Origin of the sequence: Thermodesulfatator indicus DSM 15286 (genome assembly GCF_000217795.1) — a bacterium.
Lineage (GTDB): Bacteria > Desulfobacterota > Thermodesulfobacteria > Thermodesulfobacteriales > Thermodesulfatatoraceae > Thermodesulfatator > Thermodesulfatator indicus.
In genome coordinates, this window is the sequence record NC_015681.1 from 1,086,774 (window position 1) to 1,108,635 (window position 21,862).

Sequence of the window (21,862 nt, forward strand, 5' to 3'; positions counted from 1 at the left end):
GGATTCTGATGGAATTAAGGATCTCCAAAAGACCCACCCTTTACCGCTCCAAATACCTGCTACCCATAATAAAAGAACCCGTTGAAAATGGAGCTATAATTGCCACCGAAGGTCTAATTATAGATAGTGGGCCATATAAACAGGTAAAAAAGGGGTTTATTGGAGAAGAAGTTGACCTTGGCCACTCCCTCCTCCTTCCAGCCCTGGTAAATGCCCATACCCACATAGAGCTTTCGGCTTTTAAGTGGCGTCTTTCCCCTACCTCGTCTTTCGTAAGCTGGATCAAAAAACTTATTCGCCTGCGACAGGAAATAACTCCTGAAGAATATATTAAAAGTGCCCGTTTAGGCCTTAAAGAGATGTGGCAGGCCGGCATCGGCCTTATAGGAGATCACGGCAATACCGGGCTTTCGGTGCCTTTACTAAAGGACTCTCCTTTTAGGGCGGTTTTTTTTAGAGAAGTAATAGACTTTCAAGGCCGCACCAATCTAAAAGAATTCCTCAAAGACCAGTTGAGTGACCCCAAAGTTGTTTTAAGCTTAGCCCCTCACGCCCCTTATACGGTTTCGCCTATTCTTATGCAGGCCATTAAAAAATGGACCCAAAAATACCGCCTCCCATTTTCCCTACACGTGGCCGAATCTCCAGAAGAAGTAGAGTTTTTGTTACACGGAAAAGGCCCGATAAAAGAGCTTCTAAAAGAAAGAGGTCAGTGGCCTTCCTCTTTTGTGGCTCCTGGATTAAGGCCGGTATTTTATCTAGATCGCTTAGAAATACTTGATGAAAATACCATTTGCGTGCATCTCACCCAGGCTAGCTCTCAGGAGCTAGCCCTTCTGGCTAAAAGAAAGGCCAAACCCTGCCTTTGTCCCAGGAGCAATACTTTTTTGGGAGTAGGGTTTCCACAGGTAGAAGAAATGCTTGCCCTTGGCCTTGAACCTTGCCTGGGAACTGATAGCCTGGCCAGTAACGATTATCTTTCTATCTTTGCCGAGATAGCGGCCCTTAAACAGTATTTTCCAGCCCTTTCTCCTGACATACTTCTTAAAATGGCTACCTGGTGGGGAGCTAAGGCTTTGAAGCAAAAAGACATGGGTTATATAGACAAGGGGGCTATAGCTGATCTACTTATTTTGCCCGCCGAAGGAGAAAAACTTGAACACATCCTTGAAGAATTGGTGACTAAACCTCCTCAGCAAATTGGCCGACTTTATGGTTAAAGCCTTTGTTTTTAGTTTGGGTTTCGTTAGAATAGAGATTGAAAAATTTCGGAGCCCCAAAAATGGTCTTGAAAATTCTTTTGTTTTTAACACTTGTATTGGTCATTTTGTTTCCACAAGAGGTCTTGGCCTTTGGTCCAGGGGCTCATATTGAACTAGGGCTAAAACTTATTGAACTGGGCCCCTCCTGTTTCAGGGGCCTTACGGGAAGCCTTGGGCTTGCTTTTATTTACGGCAACCTGGCTCCAGACTTTTTTATTGCTCCGGCCCGTTTTAAGAGACTCTATCACTCCTTTGAGGCTTTTGAAAAGCTTCTTTTAGAGGCCAAAAGCCCTGACGAAATTGCCTTTTCCCTGGGTTACGGCACCCATCTTCTAGCTGATGATGTAGCTCACCTCCATCTTATCCCGGCCCTTGAAAGACGCCTTGATCTTCCTGGAAGGCTTATTCATTACTACTTTGAGTGGACCCTTGAACGTAACCGGGGCAAAAACTTTTTCTTATTAAGAGGTATTTATCTCTGGCCAGGCCATAGGCGTCTTAATCAGTTTATGGCCTCAAGCTTTGGGATTTCTACCCGAATTATTCTTTCGCGAAAACTTTTAACCCTGTCCACCATGAGGCTTGCCAAAATCAAAAGATTTATTCCCCCAAACAACCTGGTTATCCTTTTTGAAAGAAAGTTCCAGACCGCCCTTCCCAGGTGCCTTGAAAACATGAACCAGATTCTTTTTGTAGAAGAGGCAGATGATGCGTGTCGTCGGCTCAGGTGCGCTTAACCTTGATTTTTTCTACGAAATAGAAGACTTACGCTTGCTCAAATCTTCCAAAGGCCTTGTGCCCGGGGGAGAGGTGTGGGGAAGTCGTAAAGAATTTGAGGTCCTGCGGGAAGAGCTTGAGCAAAAGGGCCGTTTTATCGCTCAAAGCGGAGGTGGCTCGGCGGCCAATACCATTTTTGCCCTAAAAACCTGGGGCTTTGAAACAGGCTTTATTGGTATCGTTGGGGCCGACGAAGAAGGTGAGGCCATTTTAGCTGAGCTTGAAGGGGTTGATTTAAGTCGAGTTATAAGACGAGGTTATTCGGCCTGTTGCCTCATTATTATTGACGCCCAAAAAGATCGGGCTATCTTGGTCTCTCCCCATTCTGAAGAACCATCCCTTACCCATTTTTCTTGCCAAACCAACTCAGATGAATGGCTGCATCTGAGTTCTCTCATTACAGACGAAGGTTTTTCTTTCCATTGCCAGCTTAAAAAGAATCACCCTGGCCCTTTTAGCATTGATCCTGGCGAGATCTACGCCCGAAGAGGTTTTGAGGCCTTAAAAAACTTTTTCCAAAAAGCCAAACTCGTTTTTATAACCAGTCAGGAACTAGAAATACTTAAAATTACTCCCGAAGAAATTACCGCTTTTGGCCCTAAACTTTTTCTAAAACAGGGGGGAAAGGGAGCCACCATTTATGACGGCAAGCCTAAAAACATACCACCAGCTACACCACCTGAAATTGTTGACAATACCGGTGCAGGTGACGTGTTTGATGCCGGGGTAATAGCCGGTATCCTCTCCGGACTATCTTTGGAAAAAGCAGGAAAATTAGGAGCCGCTATGGCCGCTATTTCTTTAAGAGATTATGCTAGAAAGGGCTATCCTTTGCCTGAAGAATTTTCGGCGAAACTAAAGGAGATTAAAAATGCAACCGGATAAGGCCGCTCAAATAATTGAAAAAGCTCTGGGTAAAGGGAAGTTCGCTGATCTTTACCTTGAAGAAACTGAAACCACGTACATAGTCTATGAAAACGACCGTCTGGAAAAGGTAGTCACCGGTGGAGATAGAGGGGCTGGTTTACGCGCTATTTATGGGGATTTCCATACAGCCTACGCCTATACCAACGAGTTAAGCTGGGAGGGAATGTCCAGCCTGGCCGAGAACCTGGCCTCCATCACTGGACCCGTTTCTCAAAAAGTAAAGATGGAAAACATAAAGAAAGTCCCCTTTCCTGAAGTTAAGCGGCCACCTTTTGAAGAGTCACTTACTACCAAAATAGACCTGGTTAAAAAAGCTAACCGTGCTGCTCGCGGAGTCTCCTCTGAAGTAGCCCAGGTAAAAGTTATTTATCAGGATGTGCATAAAAAAATTACCATTGCCAATTCAGACGGGATTTTCATCAAAGGCGAAAGGATCTACACTTTACTTGCCGTACAGGTAGTGGCCAGACGCGGGGAGATAATTCAGACAGGTTATGAACCCCTCGGTGGCGCTATTGGCCTTGAGATATTTGAAAAAACTCCACCTGAAGAAATTGCTATAAAAGCGGCCAGGCGGGCCGTACTTATGCTTTCGGCTCCCAAAGCCCCTGGAGGCACCATGCCCGTAGTACTTTCGTCTGAGGCCGGAGGCACTATGATCCACGAAGCTGTTGGCCACGGCCTTGAGGCAGACCTTGCCGAAGAAGGCTTTTCGGTTTATGCCGGAAAAATCGGCGAAAAAGTAGCATCCTCACTTATTACCGTGGTTGATGATCCAACCCTTCTTTACCAGCGTGGTTTTTATCAATTTGACGACGAAGGCGTCTTTGCGCAAAAGACCATTCTCATAGAAAACGGCGTTTTAAAAGATTTTCTTTACGATCGCTTATCGGCCATGAAAGCCGGGAAGGAATCAAACGGCCACGGGCGCCGTGAGTCCTATCGCCATCGTCCTATTCCGCGCATGTCTAACACTTACATTGCTCCTGGCCCTCATACGCCTGAAGAAATTATAAGAAGCGTGGACAAAGGGCTCTTTGTTAAAAAGATGGGCGGTGGGCAGGTAGATACCATCTCCGGCAACTTTGTCTTTGAAGTCACCGAAGGCTATTTGATAGAAAACGGCCTCCTAGGAGAACCCGTCAGAGGAGCTACTATTTCCGGAAATGGGCCGCAAGTCCTTCAGATTATTGACATGGTTGGCCACGACCTTGGCTTTACCATTGGCACCTGCGGAAAAGACGGCCAGGGGGTACCGGTTTCTGACGGCCAGCCTACTTTACGTATCCCGGAAATTGTAGTAGGTGGTGCCATAGGAGAAAAATAAAAGGCGGGAGCCACTCATGTGTGGAATAATAGGAGTTTTTGGACATAAAGAAGCCGCCAAAATAGCCTTCTTCGGGCTTTATGCCCTTCAGCATCGCGGCCAGGAAAGTGCGGGCATTGTTACCTCAGACGGCGAAGAAGCCTACGAACACCGGGCTTTAGGCTTGGTAGCCGAAGTATTTAACGAACCCATTTTGCAAAAACTAAAAGGCCATCTGGCTGTAGGGCACGTGCGCTACTCCACTACTGGCTCTACCACTACCAAAAACACCCAGCCCTTTTTCGTAATTCACGGCAAACGCACCTTTGCTCTGGCCCATAACGGCAATCTGGTAAACGCCCATATCCTACGCACAGAACTTGAAAAACAGGGCTCGCTTTTTCAAACCAGCATGGACAGTGAGATCATTGTCCACCTCATTGCCAAATCTCTTAATAAGGGTCTGGTAGAGGCTATTCGCGATACCATGGAAGTTATAGAAGGCGCTTATTCAGTGATTCTTTTATCGCAAGACAAAATAGTAGCCTTTAGAGACCCTTACGGCTTTCGGCCCCTGGCCCTTGGTATGCTAAACGGGGGCTATATTTTGGCCTCTGAAACCTGTGCTTTTGACCTGGTTCAGGCCCAATATTTGCGAGATATTGAGCCTGGAGAGATTCTAGTAATTGACGAAAATGGCCTGAATTCTTACAAAGGCGTGGAAAGCAAAACGACGGCCCATTGCATATTTGAATTTATTTACTTTGCCCGCCCGGATAGCGATATCTTCGGCCAAAATGTCTACAACTTTCGCAAAAAACTTGGCTTTCAATTGGCCGAAGAGTGCCCACTTCAAGCTGACTTCGTTATGCCCTTTCCTGATTCGGGGAACTACGCCGCAATTGGTTACGCTCAAGCCACAGGGCTTCCCTTTGAGATGGGCGTTATCAGGAACCACTATGTAGGGCGTACTTTTATACAGCCTTCACAAAGCATGCGCGATTTTTCCGTAAGAGTGAAGCTAAACCCGGTAAAAGACATCTTGAGGGGCAAAAAAGTAGCAGTGGTAGATGATTCTCTGGTTCGCGGAACCACCAGCCGCACCAGGGTAAAGGCCATTCGTGAGGCTGGTGCTTTTGAAATCAATATGCTTATAAGCTGTCCGCCCATCAAGTATCCCTGTTTTTACGGCATAGATTTCCCCTCGCGTGGAGAGCTAATTGCAGCCAAGCACTCGGTAGAAGAAATAAGGCGCTACCTGGAACTTGATCGCCTGCATTATCTTTCCCTTGAAGGGCTAATTAAAGCGGCCGGCGGCAACCATAAGAGCTTTTGTCTAGCCTGTTTTAACGGAAAATACCCTGTACCTATAAAAATCCCTGTACACAAAGAAATCCTTGAAAAGGATTAGCCCATGATTGCTTACAAAGATTTACAGGAATTTATTCAAAGACTTGAATCCGAAAACGAACTTTTGCGTATAAAAGAACCCTTATCCCCCAAACTGGAAATACCAGAGGTAACAGACCGGGTCTGCAAGGTTTACGGCCCAGCCCTTCTCTTTGAAAATGTACCAGGCTATGATATGCCGGTTCTTACCAATGCCTTTGGTAGCTTTCGCCGCATGGCCATGGCCCTTGGGGTCAAAAATTTAAATGACCTTGGCCAAGACGTTCTCCAGTTTATAGAGATTGAAAAACCTGACTCCATTATAAAAAAGCTAAATCTAATCCCCAAAGTAAAGCGCCTGGCCAACGTTTTCCCCAAGATGGTAGATAAAGCTCCCTGCCAGGAAATAGTTTTTAAAGGCGACGAAGTAGATTTGTTTAGACTTCCGGTTTTACACTGTTGGCCCCAGGATGGCGGGCCTTTTATCACCTTGCCAGTAGTGATTACCAAGCATCCGCTTACCGGCGTGCGCAATGTGGGCATGTATCGCATGCAGGTGTTTGACAGGAGAACCACCGGGATGCACTGGCACCTTCACAAAGGCGGTGCGCATCACTATCGTGTGGCGGAAAAACTTGGCAAACGACTGGAAGTGGCCGTGGCCATTGGCCCTGACCCGGCTACCACTTACGCTGCTACCGCTCCCCTTCCAGACGACGTTGACGAAATCCTCTTTGCCGGCTTTTTACGGGGAAAACCCGTAGAGATGGTCAAATGCTTAACCGTTGACTTAGAAGTCCCGGCCCAGAGCCAGATTGTGCTTGAAGGCTATGTTGAACCAGGTGAAAGACGCCTTGAAGGTCCTTTTGGGGATCATACTGGTTATTATTCCCTACCTGATTATTATCCGGTGTTTCACGTTACCTGCATGACCATGCGGAAAGACGCCATTTACCCGGCCACTATCGTGGGTAAACCCCCTCAGGAAGATTGCTACATGGCTAAGGCTACGGAACGCCTTTTTCTTCCTTTAATCCAAAAGACTCTTCCTGAAGTGGTTGACATGAATCTTCCCATGGAAGGTGTTTTTCACAACCTGGCCTTTGTTTCCATTGACAAGAGATATCCTGGGCACGCCCGTAAAGTTGCTAGCGCCCTCTGGGGGTTTGGCCAGATGATGTTTTGCAAGATCATCGTCATCTTTGATAAAGAAGTAAACGTGCAGGATACCTCTGAGTGCCTCTGGCGTTTAGGCAATAACATTGACCCTGAACGCGATATATTCTTTGTCAAAGGTCCGGTGGATGCCCTTGACCACGCCGCCCCGCTTCCTTATTACGGTAGCAAAATGGCTATTGACGCCACCCGCAAGTGGCCAGAAGAAGGCTTTGAGCGTGACTGGCCTGACGTCATAGAAATGGACCCCCAGGTTCAACGAAAAATAAATCGCCTCTGGCACAAATTAGGCGTGGAAAAATTTCTGAAAAAGAAGCTTTCAGAATTTTAGAGACCTTTAGATTTATTCGCTACTTCACGGTTTGCAAGAGGCTTTCTTGCCAGCAAGCCAATTTGTTTATCCAATGGTAGTGTACATACACTATTTGGTCACTAGCTGAGAAGCTTCTTTTTCAAGTTGCTGAATGCGAGAGAACATCTCTTTGACCTCTCTCATAACCTGGTCGATAATATCAGCGATTTGAGAAAATTCTTTTGAGGCATCAGAGACTTGAAAAGATATTTTATTTAATTCCTTTCTTATCTTTTCTCCATAAGGGACGATCTTTTGAACTTCTTGTTTGGAATCGTCGGCTAGCTTTTTGATCTCGTTGGCTACCACGGTGAATCCTCTACCAGCCTCGCCAGCCCGTACAGCCTCAATAGTAGCGTTTAGGGAGAGAAGATTTATTTGTTCGGCTATTTTATTTATGGCTGCAGCTATGGGGCCGAAATTTTCGGTTATCTTGGCATAGCTCTCTATTTCGGACACCAAGCCGTCAAACTCCTCTTTTTGCCTTTCCAGAAGTTCTCCAAGACGAGAGGCCATTTCCTGTATGGTAGCAATCTCTTGATTCATCTCATTTAAAGATTTAAAAATATATTCTGCAACAGATTCGTTTTTGTTTTTCATTTCCATGACTTTAGTCAAAGTATTTTTGAGTTCGGCTTCATTGTAATGGAAGCAGTTTTCCGGTTTGTTGAGACCGTTGTAAATAGCAATCGCCATGTCCTGGCATTTGCCGTAACCACATGCCATACAATTGTATAAATCTTTTTCTGAATATTTGTGCATAGTTTCGTAAACTTTTTTGAGCTCTCGTTCTGATGGCATTTTTAACTCGTTATTTTCTTTAAGGTTTAAATAACTCCTGTCATAAAGTCCTTCTTTCCAGTATTTATTGACGACTTTTTCTATTTTTTTTGCCGAAACTTTGTTGCCGAACCTGGCTTTATAGCGCTCCTGCATTTCTTTTCGGCGTTTTTCAATATAAAATTCTACCTCGTCAGGGCTGGCGTGTTGGCGTAGGCTTCCCGGACCTCCGTTACAGCCCAATTCACAGTTCAAGCAATCTACAAGTAAAGGATTGAGGCCTTTGCGCACCAGTTCGGGAAGCTTTTTGAGATAGCTGTAAACCATGGTCACACCTTCGATTTTTCTTGTGCGCTCTTTGATGTCTGGTATCCATCTTTCGGCCGTACGCATAAGCCCACCGGGAGACGAAAAGAGGACTGCTCTTTCCGCAGGAGGATTGTCAAAATCTACTTCAGGATACGAAGAAAGTTGAATATTTTTTTCTCTGAAATATTTGTCAATTGATTTGAAGGTTACATTATAATCTCCTAAACCTGTTTCATCAAATTCTCTCTTTTTTGCTAAACATGGTGAAATAACCGCTACTTTGAAATCTTTGTATTCAGGATAAAAATGTTTTATCATGATGATAGTGTGAAGCATAGGACTTTGAACAGGGATGAGATATTCCAGAAGCTCTGGCTGATAAATCTGCATATAGGTGACGATAGCCGGACAGGGCTGAGCAATAATCATATTTGGTTGTTTCTTTTTTAGATATTCCACATAGCTTTTTACAGTGAGTTCGGCACCAAAGCTCACATCAAAAACAGCTTTTATCCCGATAGATTTTAGCCATCCGTTTAGGCGGAGATAATTGTGTGGGAAATTAGCAGCTACAGCCGGAGCCACAATAGCTACCATGTTCGTCTTTTTTACGTCTTTCATGAACGCATCAAAATCATCTACCCATTGCCTGGCTCCGGTTTCACATACTTCAATACAGGCTCCACAGCCTATACACATATTGTGGTTTATTTCAACTGCACTCTCCGAGGCTTTGTTACAAAACTTGACCGGACAGACAGCAATACATTTATGGCAATTATTGCACTTTTCTGCATCAACCTTAACTACAGGAGAAAGCTCTTTTTTCATCTACTCCTCCCAACTTAAAAAAATTTACAACTAGGGCCTGATTTACTTTTTCCTAAGAGGCTAAAACTCCAAGAGGCCAAAACTTTAAGATCATCCATAGGGGCAAGGCCAAAATCTGGATCCCTATTTTTGATAGCCTTGAGATGACGTGCCTTAATGGTATCTAACTTCATGTTATACTTCCATTTACTTGAACGTCTATCTTTTTTTCGGTAAAGAAAAAAAATACTTTAAGTTTTTCAGCAAAGAGAAAACACTCTTAAAAAAATTTCCCTAACTCCCTTTGCCGCTTCAATAAAAGCTCTCTTAAAGCCATCTCAGAGATAGCCCAAAATCTGGCCAGCCAAAACGTTGGTTTTGTTATAGAACACGGGATCCCCTAAGTCTAAAATTTGGCCACAAATAGTTTTATTTATTGTACTTCTTAGGACGTATTCCAGTCATATTTGTCATATTTTGGTTAAAAGATATTGAAATGAAGGAAGTTATCCAGTTTTTCTCTCAAAAAACGGGAATCTGCATCGCCAGCATCGAGGGGGCACGAGTTGGAGACGAACTCGTCTCCAACAGGTCATACTAGGAGCATGAATGTGCAAGTAAAGCCATCTCAGAGCAAAGGAAGCGAGCTTACCGTCACCGGCTTTGTTTTTCGATTTTAGTTTTCAAGTAAGCACGGACGTGCCCCACCAGATAAAGAGAGCCAGCCACTACCAAAGGTAAATCCCCTCGTGAAACTAAAGCTTTTTCTAATGTTTCCTCCCACGAAGAAGAAAAAAAACTGGGAGGAAGAGAAAACCCTTTAAGTTTTTCTTGCCATTCTTCAATTGAGACGGGTTTTCTTGGGCCTGGAGGCGGACAAATAAAAAGTTTACGACATTTAGGTAAAAGCATAGAAAGCATTTTTACAAAAGGCTTTGTCTTATCTTCGTTAGAAGCACCGAAAATAAGAGCGTATTCTTCGATACCATAGTCAGCCAGAGCGGTTTTCAAAATTCTAATCCCATCTTCGTTGTGGGCCCCGTCAAGGATTACAGGAGGAGAAAATTCAAATATTTCAAAACGTCCAGGCCAAAAAGTATTGGCTATAGCTTCTTTTAATTTTTCTGCTTTAAGGTTTAAGTGTTTATTTTCTTCTAAAAGTTCCGCGGCCTTAATTGCCAGAGATAAATTGTCCAACTGGTGGCGGCCTTTAAGAGATGGCTTTAAGCCAGAGAAGTAGTTTTTTCCTTTGTAAAGGACCGTCCCATTTTGGGGAAAGGCATCAAATAGCTTTCCTTTCACGTAAAGGGGAGAATTTCTTTTAAATGCTATTTCTTCAATCACTTTCATAGCCTCTTCTTTTTGCCAGCAGGTCACCGCAGGCCTTTGAGGCTTAATGATGTCAGCTTCTTCAAAGGCAATGGAGCTAAGGGTATTGCCCAGATAAAATTCGTGATCAAAACTTATAGAAGTGACGATAGAGACTTCTGGGTAAATAACATTAGTGGCGTCAAGGCGTCCTCCAAGACCACACTCTATAACCGCTATATCAACTTCTTCTTCGGCAAAAGCCAAAAAAGCAATCGCCGTAGTCAGCTCAAAATAGGTGGCCGGGCTTGCTCCTAAAGCTTTTTTTACTTTTGAAGTTAGTTCTGCAAATTTTTCTTCAGAAATAGGGTTTCCGTTTATAACAAAACGTTCGCAGACTGAAATTAGATGAGGCGATGTATAAAGGCCTGTTTTTAAACCATGCTGGCGTAAAATACTTTCAAGAAAAGCAGCTGTAGAACCTTTTCCATTAGTGCCAGAAATATGAACCGTTGGATAACGTAAATGGGGTTCTTTTAAACGAGCAAGAATCTCTCTGATTCTTTCAAGACCGGGTTTGATGCCGTGAAACTGGTGTTTTGAAAGCCAATTTAGCGCTTCTTCGAACCTCATAAGTAAATTCTAGGGGAAGACCTTAGGGCCTTCCCCTTAGAAGTCTATCTTCTTTTACGATGGGCCAAAGCCATAAATTTTTCTACTTCACCCGTATCTTTAGTCACTAAGCTGGCAATAATAAATACAATAAAAGCTATAGGAGCACTATAGAGAGCAGGATTTACCAGTACCGGTAGGCCAAGTATAGACTTTAGCCCGAAAAAGCGTGCAAAAGTAAAAATAAGAGAGACTATCAAGCCAGTAGCCATTCCCCAGACTACACCTTGTTTGGTAAGCCTTGGCCACCATACAGTCAGAACAAGGGCCGGGGCAAAAGTGCTGGCAGCTATTCCAAAGGACATTCCTACCAACATACCTACGTTTTGGTTTTTGAGCCAGATAGCCATCAAAATAGAAATAGCAGCTAAGACAAAAACGGCTTTTTTGGCAAAGCTGACCCTTTCTTCGTCTGGACTGTGGGGCTTAAATATTGAGGCATAAAGGTCGTGAGCAATACTGGTGGTGGCGGTTATAAGGAGCCCTGTACAAGTACTGAGCATGGCGGCTAAAGCACCTGCAGCAATTATACCCAGGAAAAATTCTCCACCTATTTCCTGGCCAAACATGGGTACGGCCATGTTAGTGGCCATACCTTTTTTGCCTGTAGCCACTAGGTTTACCAATGTAGGATAAAGAGCATACATAATGGCCAGGCCAACAAAAAGAACAGCAGAATAAAAGATAGCGAGTCCCCAAATAGTAAATTCAATACTCTTTTGGGCGGCTTTGGCATCACGAACGGTATAAAAACGAATAAGAATATGAGGTAACCCTAAAACACCCAAAAACAAGCCCAAAACCAGACTTAATTGATTCCAAAAATCTCTTAATCCAACTCCAGGGGTTAAAGCACTGGGAGCATCAGGTAAGGCTTGGCGGGCCGCTTCAACTGCTGCTTTATAATTAGGTGCATTTTTTACCACTTCGGGAATTTCTTTAGCCGCAATAACCGTTGGTACCATCTTTTTAGCCGTTTTAATGATGTTAAATATATTGCCATCAAAATGAATGAAAATGGCACTTATCAATAAAATGAGCATGGCAGCTAAAAGTATTAAACCCTGCACGGCTTGATTGAAGGTCGTTCCCCTCATTCCTCCAAGGATAACCAAGGCCGTTATCAATATACCAGAAACAATTACTGTGGTGTGATAATTCCAACCTAATAGGAGTTTGAATAAATGCCCTGCTCCAACAATTTGGGGCACTAAATATAAAGTACACAACACGATGGTAGTTAACATCGAAACAGTTCTGATGCCTTTACTGGTGCCAAAACGAGTACCAAGCACATCACCTACGGTAAACTTTCCGGCATTTTTAAGGGGAGCGGCTACTAGTAGTAACACGGCTACCCAGGTGGCAAAAAAACCAAGGGCTAGCCACCAACCATCAACCCCCATAAGAGAAATAGCACCAGCAACCCCTAGGAAGCTTGCGGCACTACAATAGTCACCAAACATGGCCATGCCGTTAATACGCCAGGGGATTTTACCTTCAGCCACGTAAAAAGCTGCCGTGGTACGGGTGTGTTTACGGAAGTAAAAGCTTATATAAATAGACAACAAAACACTTAAGGCCACGATGATAAAAGCGATAGGATACGTCAAACTCATTAGCTTTCACCTCCTTGTTTAGCAAGATAAATCCTTGTAAGAACTATTCCCGAAACTACCAAAAATAAGCCACACCATATACCAAAGGGAAGGCCTAATATTTCTAGAGCAGCGACGTCCTTAAGAGGTTTAGAAGTAATGATAACAGCAAAAAAGTAGATAGCGGTAAGTATGACAAAAAGCGTTCCGGAAAACTTAAGGTTTTCATACAAAATACGGGGATCATAGACTGGAATTTCAATAATTTCTGGTTTCTCAACGATCTGTTTAGCAAGTTCTTTCAAGTCAGAAATATCGACCCAGCCCTTCTTAATAACAAGAACCGGTCGATCAGCATTTTCGGTAACTGCTTGAGCTACACTACCAAAATAAAGCTTTTGGAAACCTTTGCGCCCGGAATCACCTAGTAGAATTAAATCGACATTTTCTTCACGGGCGGTGGCAAGAATCGCTCCAGCTACTGGGCCTGTTTTCTTAACTGTTTTTACCGAAACACCCATAAGTTGAGCGTAAGCCTTGGCCAGAGGCAAAGGATCTTCGCTAATAGGAGGTTCAACGGCTTCCATCATTTTTTCCGTAGGGAGAAGGGGGACTTCTTCTTTAACCTGGAGAACTACTATCTCTGCCTGATAATCTTGGGCCAGTTCCACGGCCTTTTTAAAGGCCCCGAGTGATGGCTCATAGCCATCAACCGCTACCAACATCTTTTTAAACCCCATCCTACACCTCCTTCAAATTTTTGAGAGAATGTTATTAATACCCAAAAATTTCATTTTATAAAACATTTAATACAAAAAAATTTACAAAAATTTTTAAAAGATATCTAAATTGATTAAAAAAATTTATATTGCCCCTTTTGCTTCTTAAGATAGATTTAACAAAATTTTTACAAAATTCAGAAAACATAGATATATCGCTACGGCGACTTAGTTGCCTCGCAGCAGGGACTGCTTCGGCTGCTGGCGCAGCCTAGCATGACTATCTCGCAGTGTCACGGCGAGCCCGGATGGACGAAGCGGTCTCTCGAGTAAGATATTTTGCAAAGGTCTCTTAATGTGGATTCTTTAGATCCTAAGGGAGAGACGTTAGTTTTATAGAGTGGACATATTCTTCTATCCCTTTGGCTATCCCTTCGGCAATGAGGTTCCAGTAAGTTGGGCTTTTTAGACGGGCCCTTTCATAGCGATTACTGATAAAGCCTATTTCTACCAGTACCGCAGGCATTCTGGTACCAATAAGGACTATAAAAGGTGCGGTTCTCACTCCGCGATTTTTTACATAACGATATCGTTTTCTAACTCCGCCTACCATATTTTTCTGAACTGCTTGGGCCAAACGCCTGGATTCTTCTAGTTTGGTGTTAAGCAAAATGTTTTTTAGAAGATCCTGCAATTCGCTTAAAGAATGCGAAGAGGCAGCGTTTTCAAGGGCTGCGGTACGCATGGCTTCTTCGTCACTGGCAAAGTTGAGGTAGTATGTTTCAAGACCATAAGCCCTTCTGTTTGGAGAGCTATTCACATGGATTGATATGAAAAGATCAGCATTTTTAAGATTGGCTATAGCCGTACGTTCTTCTAACGGAATAAATTTGTCTCGTGTTCGCGTTAAAACTACCTCACAACCCAGTCGAGACTTTAATTTTTGAGCCAAACGTTTTGAAACTTCTAAGGAAATATACTTCTCCTTCAAGCGCCCGTAACGACAGCCAGGGTCTTTTCCTCCATGGCCAGGATCAATTACAATGCGTCTAATTCCCAGCCCAAGCTGTTGAGCCAAAGAAAGATCTCCATTTATAATCTTAGGTGTGGCAACTACTGTTTCTTTTTGGGGCTTTTTATTGTTATAAAGGTCTATTACCAGGCGAGCCGGTTCATTTAAGAAGAATATGCGATAATCAGTAAGGCTGGTTAAGTCTAGCACGACCCTTACGGTATCTTTACGATATTGTCCAAAACGTATCTGTTTAAGGAAACTGTCTTTTATGGGGATCTCAGGCTTGGTGTAAGGAGAAATCTTGGCTGGCTTAAGGTCCACATAAAGGCGAGGAGGTTTGCCGGCGTGAGCCTTAAGCACGTGGGCTTTATATTTTACTGGTTTCGATAGGTCGAGCACCACCCGACTGTAATTTTCACCAGACCACTGCCGAATTTGTTTGACTGTACCTCCTACTTCTACCGCCAAAAGTTTATGGTGATTAGAGGTAGCTGGAGTTTTTGTTTGGTTATTAGTTGCCGTAGAAGTTTTTGGGGCGATTTTCTTGGGAGGGGAATGCTTTTTTCTTCTGTCCGTTAATTTTTTAGGTTTTTTCTTAAGAGAAAGGGCTTTTACAGGATCTTTTAGTTTTTTCTCATAAATAGAAATAGCCCTTTGTAAGGCTAGCTTGGCTTGTGGGCTTCGCGGATACTTTTCCCATATCAACCGATAATAACTTAGAGCACGCTTTAAGTCGTAAGTTTTCCCTGAATAACCATAAAGTTCTTCATAAAGGCGACCGCAGCGATATAAAGCCCGAGGGGCTACAGCGCTTTCTGGATAACGCAAATAGATTTGGCGATAACGATTTATGATTTCTATCCAGTAACGGCGGTATTTTATCTTTCGCGAATGGGCAAAGCGGTTTAGTTCTTTCTCGGCTAGCTGAAAGGCTTTTTCGGCACTTGTGGCTTGTACACTATCAACAAAAAAACACTGGCTAAAAAACGCCAAAAACAAGAACAGAAAAGTTATTTTTTTGACAGGAACAAACATTAATGCTTCTCCGCCAGTGCTTTGAGCTCATAGAGTTTTTGTAGAGCTTCAAGTGGGCTCAGGCGATCTGGATCTATTCCTAATATCTGGCGCTTTAAAATATCATCTGGTGAGAACAGGCTTTTTTGCCTTTTCTTTTCTTTTTTAGCTTTTAAAGGAGGAGAAGTTTTGTTTTCCAAAGATTTTAAAATATCTTTTGCTCTGGCAATTACTTCTTTTGGCAACCCTGCCAGGGCAGCCACTTGTACCCCATAGGACTCACTGGCTGGCCCAGGTAGTAGGCGATAAAGAAAAATTATTTGGTCTTCAAAGGTCTTAACCGCCACGTTGAAGTTCTTTATACCAGGATATTCTCCTGCAAGCTCTACTAGTTCGTGATAGTGAGTGGCAAAAAGCGTCATAATCTTTTTTTCATGCAAAAACTCTGCCACTGCCCACGCAATGGCCAGGCCATCATAAGTGCTGGTGCCTCGGCCGATTTCGTCAAGGATTACAAGGCTTCTTGAAGTGGCCTGATGTAAGATGTTAGCACATTCAGACATTTCCACCATAAAGGTGCTGCGTCCGCGAGAGAGCTGGTCAGAAGCCCCTATCCGTGAAAATATGCGGTCACAAAGCCCAATAGTAGCCTCTTCAGCGGGCACAAAAGAACCTACATGGGCAAGAAGGGTTATAAGGGCTGTCTGGCGCAAAATTGTTGATTTCCCGGCCATGTTAGGGCCAGTGATAACAAGAACAACGTTTTCTTTGAGGTCCAGTTTTACACTATTGGGCACAAAAGAACCCGAAGGTAGAGCCTTTTCCACTACTGGATGGCGGCCTTCTCTGATTTGTATCCCCGGTTCTTCGATAATTTTGGGACGAATGTAATTGTTGGTAACCGCCACTTCAGCTAGAGAAGCCAATACATCTAAAGTAGCTAGTGCTCTAGCGAGCTTTTTTAATTCTTGTGCCTTTTCGGCTACGTTTTTTCTTATCTCCAGGAAAAGCTCCTGTTCAAGTTCTTTTATACGTTCATCGGCCGAAAGAACTTTGGCTTCGAATTCTTTTAGCTCAGGGGTAATAAAGCGCTCTCCGCCCACCAGGGTTTGTTTGCGAATGTAATTATCTGGGACTTTTGATAAATGGCTTTTAGAGACTTCAATGTAGTAGCCGAATACGCGATTGTAGCCCACCTTAAGGTTGGGGATCCCTGTGCGAGCTCGTTCTCGGGTTTCCAGTTCAGCCAGAAAAGAAAGGGCATCGTCTTTTAAACGGCGTAGTTCGTCGAGTTCTTCGTGAACACCGTCTTTGATGACGCCCCCTTCTTTGAAATTAACTGGGGCCTCTTCGCGAATAGTTTTTTCTAGGTTTTGGACTAAATCTCCTGGCACCAAAAGGTTTTCCTTAATGGCGTCGAGCAAAGGGGAAATTTTTTCTGGTAAAAGTTCTTTTAGCTGGGGAACCATTTTTAGGGAATCTTTTAGGGCCAATAAATCGCGGGGATTTGCCACCCCCATGGCAGCACGGCCAGTAAGTCTTTCCACATCAGCAATGCGAGCCAGTAGTTCGCGTAAATTTTTGCGTTTAGAAGGTTCATCTACTAAATAAGCTACTGCCTCAAGGCGTGCTTCTATTGACTCTAGATTTCTTAGGGGATAAAGAAGCCATTCTTTAAGGAGCCTGCCGCCCATCGGAGTGAGGGTCTTATCAAGTACCCAGAGAAGGCTTCCTTTAAGGCTACCATCAAGATTATTGCGTAGTATTTCTAGATTTCTCTTGGTAGCTTCATCTATTATTAAAAACTGTGAAAGGTAATAAAATTTAGGGACGCCTAGATGACTTGAGACTTCCTTCTGAGTTTCTATTACGTAATCAAGAAGGGTTGCGGCTGCACAGAGAGCCGCAGGAGCTTGGCTAAGGCCAAAACCAGTGAGGTCTGCCACTTGATATCTTTCTTTGATTAGCTCTTCAGCCCTTTGTTTTGCATTAATAAAAACTCGATAGGAAATAAAAATATGCGGTATAAGTTCGCGAATTTTTCTTTCTAAAGCGCTATCTTTAAGGGTTTCTGGTAGTAGAATTTCTTTAGGCTCAAGGCGGAAAAGTTCGTTTAACATTTCTTCTTCGCTATGAATTTCGGTGACTTTAAAATCTCCGGTTGAGAGGTCTAGATGGGCCATTCCCCAAGCCTTTCCAGGGAAAAGGCTTACAAGAAAACGATTATCTTTAGAGGTGAGCGTCTCTTCGTCCAGATTGAGCCCTGGAGTTACCACCCGGATAACTTCCCTTTTTACTATGCCTTTGGCCTGTTTGGGATCTTCCACCTGTTCACATATAGCTACCTTATAGCCAGCAGATACCAGGCGGTTTATGTAATGGGCGGCGTTTGCCGCCGGCACTCCACACATAGGGACCTTTTCTTTTGTGCCTTTGTCTCGCGACGTAAGGGCAATATCAAGGATGCGAGAAGCTAGCTCTGCATCTTCAAAAAACATTTCGTAAAAATCACCCAGACGGAAAAAAAGGATGGCATCTGGGTACTTTTCTTTAATCTCGAGATACTGACGAAACATAGGGGTAATGTGTACCATAGGCCTAATTCTAAACTATAGACCAAGAATTTAAACAGGTCTTTAAGGGGCAGGAATTTCCTGGCTAACCGTTAAATCAAACATCTGGAAGACAAAGATTACTTCGTAGACCCTGAGGGCCTCTTCGTAAGATAACGTGGTCACCGTGGCGATATCAACCAAAATATTTCGGTTTCTAGGGTAAAATCCTTATAATTATGTTTCATGTAAGAATATTTCTACACCCATCACCACTCAACCGCGCCAATAACTATCTACCATCGGCCATCTGCCATTTAGTCACTGCGAGCCCGTATGGGCGAAGCAGTCTCTTTAAGATATTTTGCAAAGGTCTCCATAAAGTTTTTTAAGGAGTTTCAAATCTTCAAAAGCTGCACTTTTTTGGCTATTATTGCGTAATAAATAAGCAGGGTGATAAGTGACTAGTACTTTGATGTCGTCAAGCTTGTGGATTTTTCCCCTAAGAGAACCGAGATCGCTAGTGGTGGCCAGAACTGTTTGGGCAGCCACACGGCCAAGTGTACAAATAATGGCAGGGCGAATCAGCTTGATTTGCTTGGTAAGGTAAGGCAGGCAGGCTTCAATTTCATCAGGTTGCGGGGTCCGATTACCTGGTGGACGGCACTTGACCACGTTGGTTATATAGACTTCGCTTCGGTTAATCCCTACGGTGTTTAGCATTTGATCAAGAAGCTGCCCAGCCCGACCAACAAAGGGACGGCCTTCAAGGTCTTCGTCTTTTCCTGGAGCCTCGCCAATAAACATGAGTCTGGCTGTCTCTGGGCCTTCTCCCAACACAATATTTTTGCGAGTTCGATGAAGCTTGCAACGCGTGCAATTTTTAATTTCCTCTTCTATCTCCGCTAGGCTTTTAGGAGGCGGAGTAAAATCAAGATCAAGAAAGCGTCTGATATTTTTTCTGGCTGGCAAGGTGTTCACTCCTATTCTCTTTAAAAATTCCAGGTATCGCAAAAGATCTTCCCAGACATCTACCATGACTTTTTCATACTCTTTAGATACTTTTTAGGCAAGAAGCTAAAAGAGTCTTATTTTTTATGGGAAGCAGTTTTTGGGGGACGCCCTCGCCTTAGAGGAATCTTTTCTTCAAGCCCCAGACATTGGATTCGATAACGAAGCTGTCTAAAAGTTAATCCCAGTTCTTTGGCTGCTCGGGCTACTATAAAATTGTGTCGTTTTAAGACCTCAATTATTTCTTCTTCACTTAATTCTTGCGGAGGAATATCTAAATTTAAAGAAGGTTTTTCTTCTGGCAAAACCTTTTTAAGCAGAGAACTAATTAACGTTTCAGTTACCGTATCGCTATCACTGAGGATAAAAAGCCTTTCTAGGAAGTTTTCAAGCTCACGTACGTTACCAGGCCAATGATAGCGACTCATGAGTTCCATGGCTTTAGGAGTAAGGTGCAAATTACGGGCATATTCTTTTGATAGCCGTCGCAAAATAAAATTTATTAGGAAGGGTAGGTCCTCTAAACGCTCTCTTAAAGGAGGAATATAAATGGGGAACACGTTTAACCTGAAGTAAAGGTCCTCGCGAAATTTCCCTTCTCTTACTAATCTTTCGAGGTCGCGGTTAGTAGCGGCAATAATCCTCACATCAACTCTTCTGGTCTTAGTGCTGCCCAAACGTTCAAATTCCCTTTCCTGAATAAATCTTAAAAGTTTCCCCTGAAGTTCAAAAGATAACTCGGAAATTTCGTCAAGAAAGACCGTTCCTTCGTGAGCCTCCTCTAACAAACCGGGTTTACTTCTAATCGCTCCGGTAAAAGCCCCTTTTTCGTACCCAAAGAGTTCGGCTTCAAGGAGATTTTCCGGTAAAGAAGCACAGTTTATTTTGACAAATGGCTTTTCTGCTCTGGGAGAAAGGTCATGAATTAGACGGGCAGTTAAAGTTTTGCCTGTCCCCGATTCCCCTTGTAACAAAACCGTGGCTTTAGTAGGGGCCACCTGTTTTACCAAAGTAAGCACCCTTTGCATTTCAGGGCTTCGCGAACTGGCCATGAAATCGCTGAAACGCTTTTTGAGTTCCGTGCGCAGTAAAAGGTTTTCCTGTTTTAGGTGAATTTCTCTTTTTTCTACAGAACGACGCAACTGAACGAACTGAGCTACCAGGAGAGCTACTATTTCCAGAAAATTTATGTCTTCATGATAATCAATTCCATCTTCAAAAAGACGATCCACAGAAAGCACGCCAATAACTTTGTCTTCAAGCATGATGGGCACGGCCAAAAAGGAGATTTCTTCTCGTTCAAGTTTTCTGGCTCCGGTGCGGTTCAAAAAGAGAGGTTCTTGCTTGACATTTAAAACCACACAAGGTTCGCCAGTTAAAAATACCTGGCCGGTAATTCCTTCTCCTGGGGCATAGACTCCGCGGGCTTCTTCTTCTGGACTAAGGCCATAAGAGGCCCTAATAAATAAGCGGTCCGCCTCTTCATCGTAAAGGGTAATGGTGGCCCTTTTCATGCGAAGCTTTTCAGCGAGAACCTGGAGTATCTCTCTTAAAGCGTTGTCCAAATCAAGGGCCTTACCTATTATACGGCAGGCCTCGTGCAAGACTTCAAGCTTACGATGTTCTAACGATTTCTCGTCTATTTTGACTTTTTTGTTAAAACTATCTTTACGCATTTGTCAGTTTTGTTGAAAAGTCTATTTTATCAACTTCTTCACTTTTGTTTTTTACGGCAAACTGTTCGTATATTTTTTTAATTTCTTCGTCGCTTAAAGGTCGGCCGTATTTTTGGGCAAGGCTACGAATCTTATTTAACAAAATTGGAAGATATTCCTCTGAAATAGTTAAGCCTAACTCCTTTAATTTTCCCTTTAAAGCTCCAAGGCCTGATTTTTCTCCCAAAACCAGTTTATGTGAAAGCCCAAGCACTTCTGGAGGAAAAGGCTCATAAAGCTTTTTCTTTTTGTAAAGGCCGTCTACGTGCAAACCAGTTTCACAAGTAAACAAATATCTTCCCAAAACGGGTTTAAAAGGAGAGATAGTTTCTCCGGCGTGCCAAGAAAGAAAGTGAGCCGCAAGGGGCAATAACTCAAGGCGGTAGTGCTTTTCCCCGCGGCGGAAATAAAGATAAGCAAGAACTTCTTCAAGAGGGGTAATACCTGCCCTTTCTCCCAACCCTAAAAGACTTACATCCACCCAGTCTGCTCCAGTTTCAAGGGCTGTTACGGCATTTCCTGTAGCCAGACCCAGATCATTATGAAAATGAAAGGATAGCTCTAGGTTCGGAAAACGTTTTTTGAACTCTTCAACGAGTTTTATAACTTTTAAAGGTTGCCAAAAACTAAGGGTGTCCGAAAGACGCAAGCGTCTAACTCCTGCAGCTGAAGCTTCTTCGGCAATTTGATAAAGAAAGCTTGGGGAGGTGCGACTAGCGTCTTCTAGCCCCAAAGATATATAGGAAAAGTATTGAGTAGCTTCCTCTACTAACTTTCTTATTCTTTTAAGCAGTTCTTCAGAAGTAATTTTGAGCTTGTATTTAATGTGAAGCTTAGAAGCCGGAGCACTTAAATTTATTCTTGTTAGTCCCGGAAATAAAGTGTGAGCCAATTCCAAATCTTTTTCATTTAAGCGACACCAAAAACTAAATTTATCTTCTACTTTTTCTTTTCTAATAGCCCGCCAAATATATTCTAAATCTTTGTCTTTACGGACTATACCCAGTTCTATTTCTTCTATACCAATATCATAAAGTAAAAGCGCCAGGCGTAACTTCACTTCGGGCTTAAGATATACTCCGAAGCGCTGCGCTCCTTCTCTTAATGTAGCATCCAGCAATTTCATCATGTTTTTAATTTATAGCAAAATCCATTCCAACTTTTGCTGTT

At 43.3% G+C, this 21,862-nt stretch carries 16 protein-coding genes; 6 read left to right on the plus strand and 10 right to left on the minus strand.

What is annotated here, in order from left to right; all coding sequences use genetic code 11:
* The first annotated feature begins 8 nt into the window (after positions 1 to 8).
* The 6 genes from THEIN_RS11565 to THEIN_RS05285 all read left to right on the plus strand — a co-directional run bounded on the left by THEIN_RS11565 (position 9) and on the right by THEIN_RS05285 (position 7,168).
* Positions 9 to 1,220, plus strand: coding sequence for an amidohydrolase family protein (locus THEIN_RS11565; RefSeq protein ID WP_013907647.1), 1,212 nt, complete (start codon positions 9 to 11; stop codon positions 1,218 to 1,220).
* 62 nt (positions 1,221 to 1,282) lie between these two features.
* The gene (locus THEIN_RS11570; protein WP_013907648.1) at positions 1,283 to 1,999 is read left to right on the plus strand and encodes a zinc dependent phospholipase C family protein; all 717 of its coding nucleotides are present in this window, start codon (positions 1,283 to 1,285) and stop codon (positions 1,997 to 1,999) included.
* On the plus strand, positions 1,968 to 2,924 hold the full coding sequence (locus tag THEIN_RS05270; RefSeq protein ID WP_083817661.1) for a carbohydrate kinase family protein: 957 nt from the start codon (positions 1,968 to 1,970) through the stop codon (positions 2,922 to 2,924). Before THEIN_RS11570 ends, THEIN_RS05270 begins: the two co-directional genes overlap by 32 nt.
* Complete coding sequence (locus THEIN_RS05275) at positions 2,911 to 4,293, plus strand: TldD/PmbA family protein (RefSeq protein ID WP_013907650.1); 1,383 nt, start codon at positions 2,911 to 2,913, stop codon at positions 4,291 to 4,293. The genes THEIN_RS05270 and THEIN_RS05275 overlap by 14 nt, the downstream gene beginning before the upstream one ends.
* Positions 4,294 to 4,309: 16 nt before the next feature.
* Positions 4,310 to 5,683 carry an amidophosphoribosyltransferase gene (purF, locus tag THEIN_RS05280; RefSeq protein WP_013907651.1) on the plus strand — a complete coding sequence of 458 codons (1,374 nt, stop codon included), beginning with the start codon at positions 4,310 to 4,312 and terminating at the stop codon, positions 5,681 to 5,683.
* A gap of 6 nt (positions 5,684 to 5,689) precedes the next feature.
* Complete coding sequence (locus tag THEIN_RS05285) at positions 5,690 to 7,168, plus strand: menaquinone biosynthesis decarboxylase (protein ID WP_041435064.1); 1,479 nt, start codon at positions 5,690 to 5,692, stop codon at positions 7,166 to 7,168.
* A 90-nt stretch (positions 7,169 to 7,258) separates the two neighbouring features.
* Here THEIN_RS05285 and THEIN_RS05290 read toward each other — a convergent pair whose 3' ends face one another.
* From THEIN_RS05290 to THEIN_RS05330, 10 genes are all read right to left on the minus strand, one after another.
* Complete coding sequence (locus THEIN_RS05290) at positions 7,259 to 9,109, minus strand: [Fe-Fe] hydrogenase large subunit C-terminal domain-containing protein (protein WP_013907653.1); 1,851 nt, start codon at positions 9,107 to 9,109, stop codon at positions 7,259 to 7,261.
* A 14-nt stretch (positions 9,110 to 9,123) separates the two neighbouring features.
* Positions 9,124 to 9,282 (minus strand): hypothetical protein, encoded by a 159-nt coding sequence (locus THEIN_RS12205; protein ID WP_169311152.1) that lies wholly within the window; start codon positions 9,280 to 9,282, stop codon positions 9,124 to 9,126.
* Between the two features lie 460 nt (positions 9,283 to 9,742).
* Positions 9,743 to 11,029, minus strand: coding sequence for a bifunctional folylpolyglutamate synthase/dihydrofolate synthase (locus THEIN_RS05295; protein ID WP_013907654.1), 1,287 nt, complete (start codon positions 11,027 to 11,029; stop codon positions 9,743 to 9,745).
* A 44-nt stretch (positions 11,030 to 11,073) separates the two neighbouring features.
* The gene (locus THEIN_RS05300) at positions 11,074 to 12,687 is read right to left on the minus strand and encodes a sodium/solute symporter (protein WP_013907655.1); all 1,614 of its coding nucleotides are present in this window, start codon (positions 12,685 to 12,687) and stop codon (positions 11,074 to 11,076) included.
* The gene (locus THEIN_RS05305; RefSeq protein WP_013907656.1) at positions 12,687 to 13,406 is read right to left on the minus strand and encodes a universal stress protein; all 720 of its coding nucleotides are present in this window, start codon (positions 13,404 to 13,406) and stop codon (positions 12,687 to 12,689) included. The genes THEIN_RS05300 and THEIN_RS05305 overlap by 1 nt, the downstream gene beginning before the upstream one ends.
* Before the next feature lie 352 nt (positions 13,407 to 13,758).
* Positions 13,759 to 15,435 carry an N-acetylmuramoyl-L-alanine amidase gene (locus THEIN_RS05310; protein ID WP_013907657.1) on the minus strand — a complete coding sequence of 559 codons (1,677 nt, stop codon included), beginning with the start codon at positions 15,433 to 15,435 and terminating at the stop codon, positions 13,759 to 13,761.
* Entirely contained in the window at positions 15,435 to 18,008 is a 2,574-nt protein-coding gene (gene mutS / locus THEIN_RS05315; protein ID WP_013907658.1) for a DNA mismatch repair protein MutS, read from the minus strand. Before mutS ends, THEIN_RS05310 begins: the two co-directional genes overlap by 1 nt.
* A gap of 312 nt (positions 18,009 to 18,320) precedes the next feature.
* A complete protein-coding gene (locus THEIN_RS05320) occupies positions 18,321 to 19,004 on the minus strand; it encodes a uracil-DNA glycosylase (protein WP_013907659.1) in 684 nt (227 codons plus the stop codon).
* A gap of 50 nt (positions 19,005 to 19,054) precedes the next feature.
* The gene (locus tag THEIN_RS05325; RefSeq protein ID WP_013907660.1) at positions 19,055 to 20,653 is read right to left on the minus strand and encodes a sigma-54-dependent Fis family transcriptional regulator; all 1,599 of its coding nucleotides are present in this window, start codon (positions 20,651 to 20,653) and stop codon (positions 19,055 to 19,057) included.
* Positions 20,646 to 21,821 carry a LeuA family protein gene (locus THEIN_RS05330; protein WP_013907661.1) on the minus strand — a complete coding sequence of 392 codons (1,176 nt, stop codon included), beginning with the start codon at positions 21,819 to 21,821 and terminating at the stop codon, positions 20,646 to 20,648. The genes THEIN_RS05325 and THEIN_RS05330 overlap by 8 nt, the downstream gene beginning before the upstream one ends.
* Positions 21,822 to 21,862 lie beyond the last annotated feature (41 nt).

Coding starts and splice junctions, on each gene's coding strand:
- THEIN_RS11565 (WP_013907647.1), top strand. CDS start 9: ATGGAATTAAGGATCTCCAAAAGACCCACCCTTTACCGCTCCAAATAC.
- THEIN_RS11570 (WP_013907648.1), top strand. CDS start 1,283: ATGGTCTTGAAAATTCTTTTGTTTTTAACACTTGTATTGGTCATTTTG.
- THEIN_RS05270 (WP_083817661.1), top strand. CDS start 1,968: ATGATGCGTGTCGTCGGCTCAGGTGCGCTTAACCTTGATTTTTTCTAC.
- THEIN_RS05275 (WP_013907650.1), top strand. CDS start 2,911: ATGCAACCGGATAAGGCCGCTCAAATAATTGAAAAAGCTCTGGGTAAA.
- purF (WP_013907651.1), top strand. CDS start 4,310: ATGTGTGGAATAATAGGAGTTTTTGGACATAAAGAAGCCGCCAAAATA.
- THEIN_RS05290 (WP_013907653.1), bottom strand. CDS start 9,109: ATGAAAAAAGAGCTTTCTCCTGTAGTTAAGGTTGATGCAGAAAAGTGC.
- THEIN_RS12205 (WP_169311152.1), bottom strand. CDS start 9,282: ATGAAGTTAGATACCATTAAGGCACGTCATCTCAAGGCTATCAAAAAT.
- THEIN_RS05295 (WP_013907654.1), bottom strand. CDS start 11,029: ATGAGGTTCGAAGAAGCGCTAAATTGGCTTTCAAAACACCAGTTTCAC.
- THEIN_RS05300 (WP_013907655.1), bottom strand. CDS start 12,687: ATGAGTTTGACGTATCCTATCGCTTTTATCATCGTGGCCTTAAGTGTT.
- THEIN_RS05305 (WP_013907656.1), bottom strand. CDS start 13,406: ATGGGGTTTAAAAAGATGTTGGTAGCGGTTGATGGCTATGAGCCATCA.
- THEIN_RS05310 (WP_013907657.1), bottom strand. CDS start 15,435: ATGTTTGTTCCTGTCAAAAAAATAACTTTTCTGTTCTTGTTTTTGGCG.
- mutS (WP_013907658.1), bottom strand. CDS start 18,008: ATGGTACACATTACCCCTATGTTTCGTCAGTATCTCGAGATTAAAGAA.
- THEIN_RS05320 (WP_013907659.1), bottom strand. CDS start 19,004: ATGGTAGATGTCTGGGAAGATCTTTTGCGATACCTGGAATTTTTAAAG.
- THEIN_RS05325 (WP_013907660.1), bottom strand. CDS start 20,653: ATGCGTAAAGATAGTTTTAACAAAAAAGTCAAAATAGACGAGAAATCG.
- THEIN_RS05330 (WP_013907661.1), bottom strand. CDS start 21,821: ATGATGAAATTGCTGGATGCTACATTAAGAGAAGGAGCGCAGCGCTTC.